This is a genomic window from Sphaerisporangium fuscum (assembly GCF_018531465.1).
In the GTDB taxonomy this organism is placed as follows: domain Bacteria; phylum Actinomycetota; class Actinomycetes; order Streptosporangiales; family Streptosporangiaceae; genus Sphaerisporangium; species Sphaerisporangium fuscum.
The window spans coordinates 68,180-82,987 of sequence record NZ_JAHDTF010000022.1 but is presented as its reverse complement, the minus strand read 5'-3'; the positions used below and the strand labels follow the sequence as shown (position 1 = coordinate 82,987).

Genomic DNA, 14,808 nt, shown 5'->3' with positions numbered 1-14,808 from the left:
TCGATCCGCGGGTACCCCTCCGGCCCGGAGCGGCCGTGCGTGGCCCTCTGGTCGGGAGCGGCGGTGCGTGGGTGGCTGTGTCGTCGGGATGGGCGGTGGGTGGGTGGCTGTGTCGTCGGGAGCGGCGGTGGGTGGGTGGCTCCCTGGTCGGGGGCGGCCGTGCGGTGTCCCCTCGGCACCACACGGCCGCCCGCGTCCCGGCGCGCGGGCGTCGGCCCACGCGGCGGGAGACTCCGGCGAGCGGTGCGAAAGCACCGAACCTCGCGAGGTGGTCAGGCCACGCGGCAGGAGACCGAAGGCCAGTTCCAGTTGCCGCCGTGCTGGATGGTGAAGCCGAAGGTGTTGCCACCGCCGTTGGGGCGTGCGGTCATGACGTTGCCGCTGCCGTCCCAGGTCGCGGTGGTGTTCCAGGTGGCGATGATCTTCTGTGGCGGTGTCACGGTGACGGTGACGACCCAGTCGCCGGTGCCGGAGACCGTGACCGACAGGTTGAAGCGGTCGCTCCACTGCTGACCCGGCGAGATCGTGGCCGTGCAGCCGCCGCCGGGCGGGGTGGTCGGGCCGCCTCCGTCGGGGGCCACCGCCCGGCCGGTGGCGGGGGAGATCATGCCGGCGCACACGTTGCGGCCGCGCAGGTTCGCGGCGATCCGCGGGATCGCGGCCACCGTGGTCGCGTACTGGTCGTGCATCAGGATGATCTGGCCGTTCTGCAGGCTGCTCGCCCGCTGCACGATCTGGTCGGTGCTCGCGCCGTTCCAGTCCTGGGAGTCGACGTCCCAGATGATCTCGGTCAGGCCCAGCTGCCGCTCCACCGATTTCAGGGTCGAGTCGGTCTCCCCGTACGGCGGCCGGAACAGCTTGGGCGCGGCACCGGTGGCCTGCTGGATGGCCTGCTGGGTCTGCTGCAGCTCGGAGAGCATCTGCGAACTGCTCATCTGCGGCAGGTGGGGGTGGGTGTAGCTGTGGTTGCCGACCCACATGCCGGCGTCGACCTGGGCCCTGACGAGCGCCTGGTTGTTGCGTGCGTTCTGCCCGATGTCGAACATGGTGGCGCGCAGGCCGTTGGATTTCAGGGTGTTGAGCAGGTTGGTGGTGTTGCTCGGGTTCGGGCCGTCGTCGTAGGTCAGGCCGACGTACCCGCCGCTGCAGTCGGCCGCCGCGCGTGCCGTACCGGCCGAGGCCTGTGTCGTCAGGAGGATGCCGGCCGCCAGCAGGGTCACGACCCCGGCCACCGCTCTGAGCGCTGTGGACATACCTCTCCTCTCCTGCCGCCAGCCGTACGCGAGGACGACTGAAATCTTTCACAGATTCCATGGAAAGCTTTCAGCGCACAAGGGCCCGCTGGGAGTTTCCGGCGCGGATGAATGTTCTGCTCCTGTCGGCAGAGCGGCTACGTGGGAGAACGTCAGCGGCCGGACGACCGTCCGCGACAGGAGGTTTGAAACTTTCTTTTCAGACCCGATCATTTCGGCTGCCTGGCTGCATGCGCATGCTGGCCGCAACGCCACCGGCTTGCTCGCCGGGTTCGCCGCCGTAGAAGCGCGCCGAAGCCGCCACACCACCCCCGCCGCCGCGGCGCCCAACGAAACCGCGCCGATGGCCGGGCGAGCCGCGTCGGGGCGGTGAGGAAGTGGCCCTGAGCCACCCACTAAGGCCTCAGGACGCCCGAAGACGGCGTTGGAGAGGCGTTGGAGTCGCCCGGAACGGCCCTGGAAAGGGCTCGCGGGTCTGGGAATGGTCCTGGGACGGCGTGGGGGCCGCGACGGCGGCGCTGGGGCCGTGGTCGCGGCCCCCGTGGAGACCGCCGGCCGCGACCGGCCCGCTTCAGGGCCGGTCAGGCCGTCGGGCGGCTTCCGGAACCGTTTACAGTCAGCGCGTGGTCCGGAGCCGCCGGCAAGAAGATGATCTAGAAGGACTCGACGGCGCGGCGGGCCTCGGCGTCGAGGACGCCCCAGTTGATGAGCTCCTCGGTGAGCTCGGTCGGGGACTTGTCATAGATGACGGCGAGGGAGCGCAGGTCCTCCTGGCGGATGGACAGCACCTTGCCGTTGTAGTCGCCCCGCTGGCTCTGGATGGTGGCGGCGTACCGGGCGAGGGCGCCGGCCTTCTCCTTGGGCAACTGGGCGAGCCGCTCAAGGTCGATCACGAGCTTCGGCGTCGGGCCAAGGGGGCTCGGCGCGGAGCCGCCGGGGAGCAGTTCGGAGACCGGCACGCCATAGAAGTCGGCCAACTCGGCGAGCTTCTGCACGGTCACGGCGCGGTCGCCGCGCTCGTAGGAGCCGACCACGACGGCTTTCCATCGGCCTCGCGACTTCTCTTCGACCCCGTGCAGTGATAGTCCCTGCTGGGTGCGGATGGCGCGAAGTCTCGCGCCCAGCGACTTGGCGTAGTCAGACGGCATCGTTTGGCCCCCCGGCTTTCTATGAACGTTCTCACTTATTGTGCGCCTTGCGACGATTGCCACAGCGATCGGGTCAGGCGCCCGGGGCAGGCACCTTCGGTGACCAGAGCGTCTGGGTTTACCCGAGAACGTCGCGAGGTGTGGTTACGGACAGTGACGGTAAAGGTGTGGGCGTGATTGGTCAAGCTGATTGGAAAAAAGATGCCGAATCCTGTCCGGTCTCGCCTCGCTCCGAACGCCCTTGAACGCACCCCCTGATCCCTCCCGCACCTGCGGGACTCCCGCCGGTTCCTCCGGCCGCGCCCGCACCGACCCCGGCGGCACGGAAGGCCCCCGGACGAGCGCCCGCCGTCCGCCCCATCCGTCCCTACCGCACGACAGTCCCGGCCTTCCCGCGGTCTCCGGGCGGGGCGGTGGGGTGGTACGCGTCCATAGGGTGGCTATCTGTGCAGGTTGGGATGGCCGGGCCGGTTCCGGGCATTTCCGGCGGGGCTGCTAACGTGGTTCAGCCAGTTCCTTTAAGACCCGTCCCGTGAGGCGGGAAAGGTGGTGACCTTCATGAACGCCGCCCGAAACCAGGCGAGCGAGGAGGGCGGGCCGCGCGAGCGCGGTCTCGTCCAGGCGGGTGACCCGCCCCGCACGGCCGATCCGGCCGACCGGACCCGTACGACCGGCCGTCCCCACAGCGGCGACGGGGATCAGGGGCGCGACGACGAGCGCGCCGTGCTCGAGGCGCCCGACATCAACCGGGCTCTCACCCGCATCGCCCACGAGATCCTCGAACGCGCCAAGGGTCCCGAGAACCTCCTGCTGCTCGGCATCCCGACCAGGGGCACCTTCCTGGCGCGCAGGCTCGCCGACCGCATCGAGCAGGTCGAGGGCCGCCCGGTGGCCTTCGGCTCCCTCGACGTCACGATGTACCGCGACGACCTCAGGCTGCGCCCGGCGCGTGCCCTCGGCCGCACCGAGCTGCCCAAGGAGGGTGTCGACGGCCGCATCGTCGTGCTGGTCGACGACGTCCTGTTCTCCGGCCGCACGGTGCGCGCGGCGCTCGACGCGCTGAACGACCTCGGCCGCCCCACGGCCGTACGCCTGGCGGTCCTGGTCGACCGCGGCCACCGCGAGCTCCCGATCCGCGCCGACCACGTCGGCAAGAACCTCCCCACCTCCCGCGCCGAGACCGTGCGGGTGTGCCTGGCGGAGACCGACGAGCGGGACGCCGTCCTGCTGACGGGAGGCCAGCGATGAAGCGCCACCTGCTGTCCACCGCCGACCTGTCGCGCGACGACGCCCTGCTGATCCTCGACACCGCCGAGCAGCTGGCCCAGGTGTCCGACCGCTCGATCAAGAAGCTGCCCACCCTGCGCGGCCGTACGGTCGTCAACCTCTTCTTCGAGGACTCGACCCGCACCCGCATCTCCTTCGAGGCGGCGGCCAAGCGGCTGTCCGCCGACGTGATCAACTTCTCGGCCAAGGGGTCGAGCGTGTCCAAGGGCGAGAGCCTCAAGGACACCGCGCTCACCTTGCAGGCCATGGGCGCCGACGCCGTGGTCGTCCGCCACAGCGCCTCCGGCGCGCCCCACCGCCTGGCCAACTGGGTCGACGGCAGCGTGGTCAACGCCGGCGACGGCACCCACGAGCATCCCACCCAGGCCCTGCTCGACGCCTTCACCATGCGCCGCCGTCTCGGCGACCTCGACGGCCGCCGGGTGACGATCGTCGGCGACGTCCTGCACAGCCGGGTCGCGCGCTCCAACGTCCACCTGCTGCACACCCTCGGCGCGGAGGTCACGCTGGTGGCGCCGCCGACGCTGCTGCCGGTGGCGATGGGCGACTGGCCGTGCGAGATCTCCTACGACTTCGACGCCGTGCTGCCCAAGTCCGACGTCGTGATGATGCTGCGCGTGCAGCACGAGCGCATGAACGCCGCCTACTTCCCCTCGGCCCGCGAGTACAGCCGCCGCTACGGCCTCGACCCCGAGCGCCTCGGCCGCATGCCGGAGGGCGCGATCGTGATGCACCCGGGGCCGATGAACCGCGGCATGGAGATCGCCGCCGAGGTGGCCGACTGCGCCCGCTCGACGATCGTCGAGCAGGTCACCAACGGCGTGACCGTGCGCATGGCCGTGCTGTATCTGCTTCTGTCCGGCTCCGAGCCCGCGATCGGGGGAGACCAGTGACCTACCTTCTCAGGGGCGCCCGCGTCCTCGGCGGCGAGCCGCGTGACATCCTGCTCGCCGGCGGCCAGATCGCCGAGGTCGGCGTCCCGGGTGAGATCGACGGCGGCGAAGCGGCCGTGATCGACGCCGACGGGCTGATCGCCCTCCCGGGCCTGGTCGACCTGCACACCCACCTGCGCGAGCCGGGCCGCGAGGACGCCGAGACCGTCGAGTCCGGCACGGCCGCCGCCGCCCTCGGCGGGTTCACCGCGGTGCACGCCATGGCCAACACCTCGCCGGTCGCCGACACCGCCGGCGTGGTCGAGCAGGTCTGGCGGCTCGGCATGCAGGCCGGGCACTGCGACGTCCACCCGGTCGGCGCCGTCACCGCGGGCCTGGCGGGCAGGCAGCTCGCCGAGCTCGGCGCCATGGCCGACAGCGCCGCCCGCGTCCGGGTCTTCTCCGACGACGGCGTGTGCGTGTCCGACGCCGTGCTGATGCGCCGCGCCCTGGAGTACGTCAAGGCGTTCGACGGCGTGGTGGCCCAGCACGCCCAGGAGCCCCGGCTCACCGAGGGCGCGCAGATGAACGAGGGCGCCGTCTCCGGCCGCCTCGGCCTCACCGGCTGGCCCGCCGTCGCCGAGGAGGCGATCATCGCGCGCGACTGCCTGCTCGCCGCGCACGTCGGATCCCGGCTGCACGTCTGCCACGTCTCCACGGCCGGCTCGGTCGAGATCATCCGCTGGGCGAAGTCCAAGGGGTGGGACGTCACCGCCGAGGTCACCCCGCACCACCTGCTGCTCACCGACTCCTGCGCCGAGAGCTCGCCCGCGGGCGCCTACAACCCGATCTACAAGGTCAACCCGCCGCTGCGCACCGATGAGGACGTCCAGGCGCTGCGCGAGGCGCTCGCCGACGGCACCATCGACTGCGTCGCGACCGACCACGCGCCGCACCCGGTGGAGGACAAGGAGACCGAGTGGCAGGCGGCGGCCATGGGCATGATCGGGCTGGAGACCGCGCTGTCGGTCGTCCAGGAGGCCATGGTCGAGACCGGCCTGCTCGACTGGGCCGGCGTGGCCGACCGCATGTCCGCCCGTCCCGCCCGCATCGGACGCCTGTCCGGCCAGGGTTCGCCGATCCGTCCCGGTTCACCGGCGAACATCACGCTGGTCGACCCCTCCGTACGGTGGGCCGTCGACCCCGGCGGGTTCGCCTCCAAGAGCCGCAACACCCCCTACCTCGGCATGACGCTTCCGGGCCGGGTCGTCGCCACGTTCCTGCGCGGCCGTCCCACCGTCCTGGAAGGGAAGCTGACGTGAGGCGGTCAGGCATCCGTTCCACCACCCGTCGTCGAGAGGAAACCGGCGTGACGCGCGCCCCCATGCCCCGTCCCACCGTCGTCGAAGGGAGGCTCGCGTGACGCGCGCCACCACCGGCACGGCCGTCCTGGTGCTGGAGGACGGCCGGGCCTTCCACGGCGTCCCGTACGGCGCCGAGGGTGAGACGTTCGGCGAGATGGTCTTCGCCACCGGCATGACCGGCTACCAGGAGACCCTCACCGACCCCTCCTACCACCGCCAGATCGTGGCGATGACCGCCCCGCACATCGGCAACACCGGCGTCAACGACGAGGACCCCGAGTCCTCCCGCATCTGGGTGGCCGGGTACGTCGTGCGCGAGCCCGCGCGGGTGGCGTCCAGCTGGCGCTCCCGCCGCTCCCTCGACGAGGAGCTGCGCGCGCAGGGCGTGGTCGGCATCGCCATGCCCGGCACCCGTGCCCTCACCCGGCACCTGCGCGAGCGCGGCGCCATGCGCGCCGGCGTCTTCACCAACCCCACCGCCCCGGTGGAGGAGCTGGCCGAGCGGGTGCGGCGGAGCCCCGCGATGGTCGGCGCCGACCTCGCCAAGGAGGTCTCCACCGCCCGCCCCTACGTCGTGCCGGCGCGCGGTGAGAAGAGGTTCACCGTCGCGGCGGTCGACCTCGGCATCAAGGCGATGACGCCCTACCGCATGTCCGAGCGGGGCTGCGAGGTGCACGTCCTGCCGGCGAGCGCCACGGCGGCCGACATCCTCGCCCTCGACCCCGACGGCGTCTTCCTGTCCAACGGCCCCGGCGACCCCGCCACCGCCGACTACGCCGTCGAGGCGCTCACCGGCGTCATGGAGGCCGGCAAGCCGGTGTTCGGCATCTGCTTCGGCAACCAGATCCTCGGCCGCACCCTCGGCCTCGGCACCTACAAGCTGAGGTACGGCCACCGCGGCGTCAACCAGCCGGTGCAGGACCGCCGCACCGGCAAGGTCGACATCTCGGCGCACAACCACGGGTTCGCGGTCCGGGCGCCGCTCGACGGGCCGTTCGAGACGCCGTACGGCCGCGCCGAGGTCAGCCACGTCAACCTCAACGACGACTGCGTGGAAGGGCTGCGCCTGCTCGACTACCCGGCGTTCAGCGTGCAGTACCACCCCGAGGCGGCCGCCGGCCCGCACGACGCGGCGGGCCTGTTCGACGAGTTCTGCGCCCTGATGGCGCGCCCGGACACCACGAAGGGTGGCAAGAGTGTCTAAGCGCTCGGACATCAGGTCGATCATGGTCATCGGCTCCGGGCCGATCGTGATCGGGCAGGCCTGCGAGTTCGACTACTCCGGCACCCAGGCGTGCCGCGTGCTGCGGGCCGAGGGGTACCGCGTGATCCTCGTCAACAGCAACCCGGCGACGATCATGACGGACCCGGAGTTCGCCGACGCCACCTACGTCGAGCCGATCACCCCGGACATCGTCGAGAAGATCATCGCCAAGGAGCGGCCGGACGCCCTGCTGCCCACCCTCGGCGGCCAGACCGCCCTCAACACCGCGGTGGCGCTGCACGAGGCCGGGGTGCTCGAGAAGTACGGCGTCGAGCTGATCGGCGCCGACATCGACGCCATCCAGGCGGGCGAGAACCGCGAGCGGTTCAAGGAGATCGTCGCCAAGGTCGCCGACGAGCACGGCCTCAACGCCGAGTCGGCCCGGTCGGCGATCTGCCACACGATCGAGGAGTGCCTGGCGGCCGCGGCCGACCTCGGGTACCCCGTGGTCGTACGCCCGAGCTTCACCATGGGCGGCGCCGGCTCCGGCTTCGCCTACGACGAGGCCGACCTGCGCCGCATCGCCGGCGCCGGCCTCGACGCCTCGCCGACCACCGAGGTGCTCCTGGAGGAGTCGATCCTCGGCTGGAAGGAGTACGAGCTCGAGGTCATGCGCGACCGGGCCGACAACGTCGTGATCGTCTGCTCGATCGAGAACATCGACCCGATGGGCGTCCACACCGGCGACAGCGTCACCGTCGCCCCGGCCATGACCCTGACCGACCGCGAGTACCAGAACATGCGCGACGTCGCCATCGCGGTCATCCGCGAGGTCGGCGTCGACACCGGCGGCTGCAACATCCAGTTCGCCGTCGACCCGCGCACCGGGCGCATGATCGTCATCGAGATGAACCCCCGCGTGTCGCGAAGCTCCGCCCTGGCCTCCAAGGCCACCGGCTTCCCGATCGCGAAGATCGCCGCCAAGCTGGCCGTCGGCTACACCCTCGACGAGATCCCGAACGACATCACCCGGGAGACCCCCGCGTCGTTCGAGCCCTCGCTCGACTACGTCGTGGTGAAGGTCCCGCGCTTCGCCTTCGAGAAGTTCGCCGGGGCCGACCAGACCCTCACCACCCACATGAAGTCGGTGGGCGAGGCCATGGCGATCGGCAGGTCGTTCCCCGAGGCCCTCCAGAAGGCCCTCAGATCGCTGGAGAAGAAGGGTTCGTCGTTCAGCTGGGCCGGGGACCCGGGAGGCAAGCAGGAGCTCCTCCAGGCCTGCCGCACCCCCCACGACGGGCGGCTGCGCACGATGCAGCAGGCCATCAGGGCCGGGGCCACGCTCGAGGAGCTGTACGACGCCACCAGCGTCGACCCGTGGTTCCTCGACCAGCTCTTCCTGATCGACGAGGAGGCCCGGGATCTCGGCGAGGGCGAGCTGAGCGCCGCCCGGCTGGCCCGCGCCAAGAGGCACGGCTTCTCCGACGCCCAGATCGCCGAGATCCGCGGCGTCGCCGAGGCCGAGGTCAGGGCGCTGCGCCACGAGCTCGGGGTGCGGCCGGTGTACAACACCGTCGACACCTGCGCCGCCGAGTTCGCCGCCAAGACCCCCTACCTCTACTCGACCTACGACGAGGAGACCGAAGTCCCCCACGGCGACCGTCCCAAGGTCATCATCCTCGGCAGCGGGCCCAACCGCATCGGCCAGGGCATCGAGTTCGACTACGCCTGCGTGCACGCCTCGTTCGAGCTGGCCGCCGCCGGGTACGAGACCGTGATGGTCAACTGCAACCCCGAGACGGTCTCGACCGACTACGACACCTCCGACCGGCTCTACTTCGAGCCGCTCACCCTGGAGGACGTCCTGGAGGTCGTGCACGCCGAGCAGGAGACCGGGCCCGTCGTCGGGGTGATCGTGCAGCTGGGCGGTCAGACGCCGCTCGGCCTCGCCCAGGCGCTCAAGGACGCCGGCGTGCCGGTGGTGGGCACCAGCCCCGAGTCGATCCACCTCGCCGAGGAGCGGGGCGCCTTCGGCCGGGTGCTCGCCGAGGCGGGCCTGCCCGCCCCCAAGCACGGCACCGCGATGACCGTCGAGGAGGCGCGGGCCGTCGCCGAGGAGATCGGCTTCCCCGTGCTCGTGCGCCCGTCGTACGTCCTCGGCGGCGCCGGCATGGCGATCGTGTACGACGACGAGACGCTGACGACGTACATGGGCCGCGCGGCCGGCGACCACCCGGTGCTGGTCGACAAGTTCCTCGACGAGGCCATCGAGATCGACGTGGACGCGCTGTTCGACGGCGACGAGCTCTACCTCGGCGGCGTCATGGAGCACATCGAGGAGGCCGGCATCCACTCCGGCGACTCGGCGTGCGCGCTCCCGCCGATCACGCTGGGCGGCTTCGACATCAAGCGCATCCGCGCCGCCACCGAGGCCATCGCCCGCGGGGTGGGCGTGCGCGGGCTCCTGAACGTCCAGTACGCCATGTCGGCGGGCGTCCTGTACGTCCTGGAGGCCAACCCGCGCGCGAGCCGCACGGTGCCGTTCGTGTCCAAGGCGACGGCCGTGCCGCTCGCCAAGGCCGCGGCCCGGGTCATGATGGGCGCCACCATCGCCTCCCTCCGCGAGGAGGGCATGCTCCCCGCCGAGGGCGACGGCGGCACGCTGCCCCTGGACGCCCCGATCGCGGTCAAGGAGGCCGTGCTGCCGTTCAACCGGTTCCGGGGCGTCGACACCATCCTCGGGCCCGAGATGCGCTCCACCGGCGAGGTCATGGGCATCGACGAGGTGTTCGGCACCGCCTACGCCAAGTCGCAGTCCGCCTCCTACGGCTCGCTGCCCACCAAGGGCAGGGCGTTCGTCTCGGTGGCCAACCGCGACAAGCGGGCGATGATCTTCCCGGTGAAGGCCCTCGCCGACCTCGGCTTCGAGATCCTCGCCACAGAGGGCACCGCCGAGGTGCTGCGCCGCAACGGCGTCCATGCCAAGATCGTGCGCAAGCAGAGCGACGGCGTCGGCACGGACGGTGAGCCCACCATCGTGACCCGGATCCTGGAGGGCGAGGTGGACCTCATCGTGAACACCCCCTTCGGCAGTCCCGGCCAGTCGGGGCCGCGCCTGGACGGCTACGAGATCCGCACCGCGGCCGTCCTGCGGGGCATCCCGTGCGTCACCACCGTGCAGGGGCTCGCGGCGGCCGTTCAGGGCATCCAGGCGATCGCGGCGGGCTCGGTGGGCGTACGTTCGCTCCAGGAGCACGCCGAGCGGCTGAGAGGCTGACACATCGGGAGGTGAAGGAGACTGGCCGTAACTCCGGTCCAGGTGACGGGCACGGTGCTGACGACGCGCCGGGTCGACGCCTACCACGCCCTGACCGTGGTGGCGCCGGGCATCGCCGAGCGCTTCCGTCCCGGGCACTTCGTCTCCGTGGCCGTCGGCGGGCCGCACACCTCCATGCCGACGCGCCGGGCCTTCTCCGTCCACGACGTCAAACCCGACTACGGCGGCACGGTGGAGCTGGTCTTCGCCGTGCGCGGCCGGGGTACGGCCTGGCTGGCCGAGCGCAAGGCGAGGGACACCCTCGACCTGGTCGGCCCGCTCGGCCGCCCGTTCCCCGTGCCGCGCGACCCGGCGGTGTGCGTGCTGGTCGGCGGCGAGTACGGCTCGGCGTCGCTGTTCGCGCTGGCCGACACGCTTCAGCAGCGCGGCTGCCGGGTCGACTTCGTGCTCGGCGCCGCCTCCGCCGACCGGGTCTTCGGCCACCTGCGGGCCCGCCGCATGGGTGAGACGACGACGCTGACCACCGAGGACGGCTCGCTCGGCCTGCGCGGCAAGGTCACCGACGTGCTGCCGTCGGTGATCGCCGACGCGCGCGCCGACGTGGTGTACGCCTGCGGGCCGGTGCCGATGCTGCGCGGCGTGACCGCGGTCGCCGTGGAGTTCGACATCCCCGTGCAGGTGTCGGTGGAGGAGTCGATGGCGTGCGGGTACGGCGTCTGCATGGCGTGCGTGCTGCCCGTGATCGGCGACGACGGCGTCACCCGCATGGTGCGCTCGTGCGTGGAGGGGCCGGTCTTCCGCGGCGAGCGCGTGCGGTTCGAGGACATCGGGACGATCCCGTTCGACGCCCTGGGAGCCCCCGGGGGACGAGCCCAGGAGGGAGGTGCTCACGCCCGAAATGTCAGTTGACATGCGGACGTACCTTGCGCACGTCGAACTGGCCAACCCGATCACCACGGCCGCCGGGTGCGCCGTGAGTGGCGCCGAGCTCTCCCAGTTCTTCGACCTCGCCCGTCTCGGCGCGGTGGTCACCCGCTCGATCACCATGGCCCCCAGGGCCGGCAGGCCCACCCCCCGGATGGCCGAGACGCCCTCGGGCATGCTCAACGCCGTGGGGCTCCAGGGGCCCGGCATCGACGCGTTCCTGGAGGGCGAACTGCCCCGCCTCGTCGACCGGGGCGCGCGTGCCGTCGTCTCCGTCGCCGGGGGCAGCGTCGCCGAGTACACCGCCCTGGCGCGGCGCCTGGCCGACGTGCCCGGCCTGGCGGCCGTCGAGGTCAACCTCTCGTGCCCCAACGTCGAGGACCTCGGCCGCGTGTTCGCCCGCGACCCCGCCGCCTCCGCCGAGGTGATCGCCTCGGTGCGGGCCACGATGAGGTACGACGTGCCCGTCGTCGCCAAGCTCGCGCCCGACGTCGCCGACATCGTCGCCGTCGCCCGCGCCTGCGTCGACGGCGGCGCCGACGCCCTCGCCATGATCAACACTCCGCTCGGCATGAGCATCGACATCGACACCATGCGCCCCGCCCTCGCCGCCGGCACCGGCGGGCTGTCCGGACCGGCCATCCGGCCGCTCGCCGTACGGTGCCTGTGGCAGGTGCACGCCGCGCTGCCCGGCGTGCCCATCATCGGCATGGGCGGGGTGTTCACCGGCCGGGACGCCCTCGAACTGATCCTCGCGGGCGCCTGCGCCGTCGCGGTCGGCACCGCGTTGTTCCACGACCCCTACGCCTGCCTGCGGATCCTGCGGGAGCTCGAAGACCTGCTCAAGGAGCGCGGCTTCGAGCGCCTCGCCGACGCCGTCGGGCTGGCGCACAGGCCGCCCGGGGCAGGGCCCCGGCACCGAATCGACCTCGAGGAGAGCTCTCTGTGACGTCCGCACCCATCGCCGTCGCCCTGGACGCACCCGACCTGGAGACGGCGGCCCGCTGGGCTGCCCTGGTCACCCCGCACGTGAGCACCGTGAAGGTCGGTCTCGAACTCTACCTGCGTTACGGCCCCGATGTGATCGCTTCGGTGAGAGGCGCCAGCGGGGTGCAGATCTTCCTCGACCTGAAGCTCCACGACATCCCGAACACCGTGGCCGGCGCCGCCCGCGCGGTCGCCCGGCTCAAGCCCGCCATCCTGACCGTCCACGCGGCCGGAGGGCGCGCGATGATCCAGGCGGCCGTCGAGGCCGTACCGAACACCCGCATCGCCGCCGTGACGGCCCTGACGTCGCTCTCAGAGGCCGATCTGGAGCGAATCGGGGTCAGGGGACCCTCCGGCGACGCCGTGCGCCGTCTGGCCGTCGAGGCCGTCGGCGCGGGCGCCCAGGCCCTGGTCTGCTCGCCCCGCGAGGTCGCCGCGGTGCGGGCCGAGGTCGGGCCCGGCATCATGCTCATCACCCCAGGCGTTCGGCCCGCCGGTTCCGACACCCAGGACCAGGCAAGAGTAGCGACTCCCGAGCAGGCCATCGCCGACGGGGCCGATCTTCTCGTCATCGGCCGCCCGATCACCGGCTCCGCCGACCCCGGAGCGGCCGCCGCGGGCATCGCCGCGGCCATCCGCCGCGTCGCCGCCGGCTGAGCCGCCGGGCCGCCGTAGGGGGCCTCGACGGGGCCGCGCCCGGGCCGCGGCGGGCAGCTTCCCGTCGTTTCGCGCCCGTTCGGTGACTAGCCCGAGTGGGCCCCCCGCCGCCGGCGACGGCATAGCCCGAGAGGGGCCAGGACAGGCGTGTTTTGTCGACGCATTGCGATATCGCGAACACGAAGAGTAATGAAATGAATTTTGTGAGGGGAGAAACTGGGCTTGACGTTGCTTGAAGGCCCAAGACCAGCTAGTTTCCCCTCCCGTCCGAGTACATCGACAGAAATTCGAGGTGACCCGGCGTGGCTCTTCCTCCCCTGACCCCCGAGCAGCGCGCCGCAGCCCTGGAGAAGGCTGCCAAGGCCCGCAAGGAGCGTGCCGAGGTCAAGAACCGGCTGAAGCACGGCGCGGTTTCTCTGGCTGAGGTGCTGAAGGATGGTCAGACCGACGACGTCATCGGCAAGATGAAGGTGTCGGCACTTCTGGAGTCGCTCCCCGGCGTGGGCAAGGTCCGCGCAAAGCAGCTCATGGAGCGGCTCGGCATCGCCGAGTCCCGTCGCGTACGGGGCCTCGGTGCCAACCAGCGCGCCGCTCTGGAGCGCGAGTTCGGCGGATCCGAGAGCTGATCTCGGTTCGCCGATAGCAAGATCTACGGGGGGTGTGGTGTGACCGGTACGTCCTGGCCCGAAGAGGGCGGAGCTCATGAGGCTCCCGTTTTCGGGGGGTTCGGGACACGTGGCGGTGACCCCATGCCTCCTTCCGAGAGTCCGGAGGCGACCCCTGTCTCCTCCGGACCGACGGGAAACCGCCTTACGGTCCTGTCCGGGCCGTCGGGCGTGGGCAAGTCCACGGTCGTCGCCGAGCTTCGGCGGTCCCACCCCGAGGTGTGGCTGTCGGTCTCGGTGACCACCAGGACACCCCGTCCGGGCGAGACGCACGGAGTGGAGTACTTCTTCGTCTCCGATGCGGAATTCGACCGGATGGTGGCCGCCGGTGAGCTGCTCGAATGGGCGGAGTTCGCCGGAAACCGATACGGCACGCCCCGCGCGCCCGTCGAGCAGAAGCTCGCCGAGGGCACACCCACGCTCCTGGAGATCGACCTCCAGGGCGCGCGGCAGGTGCGCGAGACCATGCCCGCGGCTCTGCTCGTCTTCCTGGCCCCGCCGAGCTGGGAAGTGCTCGAGAGCCGCCTTCGCGGCAGAGGCACCGAGCCCGAGGACGTCATCGAGCGCAGGCTCGCCGCCGGCCGCGTCGAACTGGCGGCCGAGAAGGAGTTCGACCTCTCGCTCGTCAACACCTCCGTCGACGAGGTCTGCGGCAGGCTCATAGCCTTGATGAAGTGAAGAACGTCACCACGCGGGTCAGCCCTGCTGTCAGCGCTTGGTATCCTTCACAGGCCAAGACCCTAGATTCGACATTCGACTGAGAGGCAGACGACGTGGCAGGCACTGCCCCGGTTGCCGAAGGCATCACCAACCCGCCGATCGACCAGCTGCTCGAGGCCGTCGACAGCAAGTACAGCCTGGTCATCATGGGCGCGAAGCGGGCGCGCCAGATCAACGCCTACTACTCCCAGCTGGGCGAGGGTCTCCTGGAGTACGTCGGTCCCCTGGTGGAGACCCACGCGCAGGAGAAGCCCCTGTCCATCGCCCTCCGCGAGGTCTCCGAGGGCCTGCTCAGCTCCGAGCCCATCGAGGGCTGACGCGCGAGGGGCGCGGCGCTCGCCCGACGAGACGCGAGGGTGAGTGACGATCCCGAGCGACGAGGAGGGCCGGCGCCTCGACGAGCGCCCCTGGCCACCGAGCAGGGCGAGGCACGAAGAGCGCAGGAGTAGC

At 71.4% G+C, this 14,808-nt stretch carries 13 protein-coding genes; 11 read left to right on the top strand and 2 right to left on the bottom strand.

The window, feature by feature from the left end:
• Window positions 1-272 precede the first annotated feature (272 nt).
• Both KIK05_RS27025 and bldD read right to left on the bottom strand, forming a co-directional pair.
• Complete coding sequence (locus tag KIK05_RS27025; RefSeq protein WP_214413660.1) at window positions 273-1,253, bottom strand: polysaccharide deacetylase family protein; 981 nt, start codon at window positions 1,251-1,253, stop codon at window positions 273-275.
• A gap of 653 nt (window positions 1,254-1,906) precedes the next feature.
• Window positions 1,907-2,401: a transcriptional regulator BldD gene (gene bldD / locus KIK05_RS27020; protein WP_189166358.1), complete on the bottom strand. Its 495-nt coding sequence runs from the start codon at window positions 2,399-2,401 to the stop codon at window positions 1,907-1,909.
• A gap of 558 nt (window positions 2,402-2,959) precedes the next feature.
• On the opposite strand from bldD, the gene pyrR reads away from it, so the two are divergent.
• From pyrR to rpoZ, 11 genes are all read left to right on the top strand, one after another.
• Window positions 2,960-3,649 (top strand): bifunctional pyr operon transcriptional regulator/uracil phosphoribosyltransferase PyrR, encoded by a 690-nt coding sequence (gene pyrR / locus KIK05_RS27015; protein ID WP_214413659.1) that lies wholly within the window; start codon window positions 2,960-2,962, stop codon window positions 3,647-3,649.
• Window positions 3,646-4,581 (top strand): aspartate carbamoyltransferase catalytic subunit, encoded by a 936-nt coding sequence (locus KIK05_RS27010; RefSeq protein WP_214413658.1) that lies wholly within the window; start codon window positions 3,646-3,648, stop codon window positions 4,579-4,581. The genes pyrR and KIK05_RS27010 overlap by 4 nt, the downstream gene beginning before the upstream one ends.
• Window positions 4,578-5,882: a dihydroorotase gene (locus KIK05_RS27005; RefSeq protein WP_214413657.1), complete on the top strand. Its 1,305-nt coding sequence runs from the start codon at window positions 4,578-4,580 to the stop codon at window positions 5,880-5,882. The genes KIK05_RS27010 and KIK05_RS27005 overlap by 4 nt, the downstream gene beginning before the upstream one ends.
• Before the next feature lie 97 nt (window positions 5,883-5,979).
• A complete protein-coding gene (gene carA / locus KIK05_RS27000; RefSeq protein ID WP_214413656.1) occupies window positions 5,980-7,128 on the top strand; it encodes a glutamine-hydrolyzing carbamoyl-phosphate synthase small subunit in 1,149 nt (382 codons plus the stop codon).
• On the top strand, window positions 7,121-10,405 hold the full coding sequence (gene carB, locus KIK05_RS26995; RefSeq protein ID WP_214413655.1) for a carbamoyl-phosphate synthase large subunit: 3,285 nt from the start codon (window positions 7,121-7,123) through the stop codon (window positions 10,403-10,405). Before carA ends, carB begins: the two co-directional genes overlap by 8 nt.
• Before the next feature lie 21 nt (window positions 10,406-10,426).
• Window positions 10,427-11,314, top strand: a complete 888-nt coding sequence (locus KIK05_RS26990; RefSeq protein ID WP_214413763.1) for a dihydroorotate dehydrogenase electron transfer subunit — start codon at window positions 10,427-10,429, stop codon at window positions 11,312-11,314.
• Window positions 11,304-12,278 carry a dihydroorotate dehydrogenase gene (locus tag KIK05_RS26985; protein ID WP_214413654.1) on the top strand — a complete coding sequence of 325 codons (975 nt, stop codon included), beginning with the start codon at window positions 11,304-11,306 and terminating at the stop codon, window positions 12,276-12,278. The genes KIK05_RS26990 and KIK05_RS26985 overlap by 11 nt, the downstream gene beginning before the upstream one ends.
• Entirely contained in the window at window positions 12,275-12,973 is a 699-nt protein-coding gene (gene pyrF, locus KIK05_RS26980) for an orotidine-5'-phosphate decarboxylase (protein ID WP_214413653.1), read from the top strand. The genes KIK05_RS26985 and pyrF overlap by 4 nt, the downstream gene beginning before the upstream one ends.
• A gap of 302 nt (window positions 12,974-13,275) precedes the next feature.
• Window positions 13,276-13,599, top strand: coding sequence for an integration host factor, actinobacterial type (gene mihF / locus KIK05_RS26975; RefSeq protein WP_214413652.1), 324 nt, complete (start codon window positions 13,276-13,278; stop codon window positions 13,597-13,599).
• A 123-nt stretch (window positions 13,600-13,722) separates the two neighbouring features.
• Window positions 13,723-14,316, top strand: coding sequence for a guanylate kinase (gmk, locus tag KIK05_RS26970; RefSeq protein WP_214413651.1), 594 nt, complete (start codon window positions 13,723-13,725; stop codon window positions 14,314-14,316).
• Between the two features lie 95 nt (window positions 14,317-14,411).
• Window positions 14,412-14,675, top strand: coding sequence for a DNA-directed RNA polymerase subunit omega (gene rpoZ, locus KIK05_RS26965; protein ID WP_214413650.1), 264 nt, complete (start codon window positions 14,412-14,414; stop codon window positions 14,673-14,675).
• Window positions 14,676-14,808 lie beyond the last annotated feature (133 nt).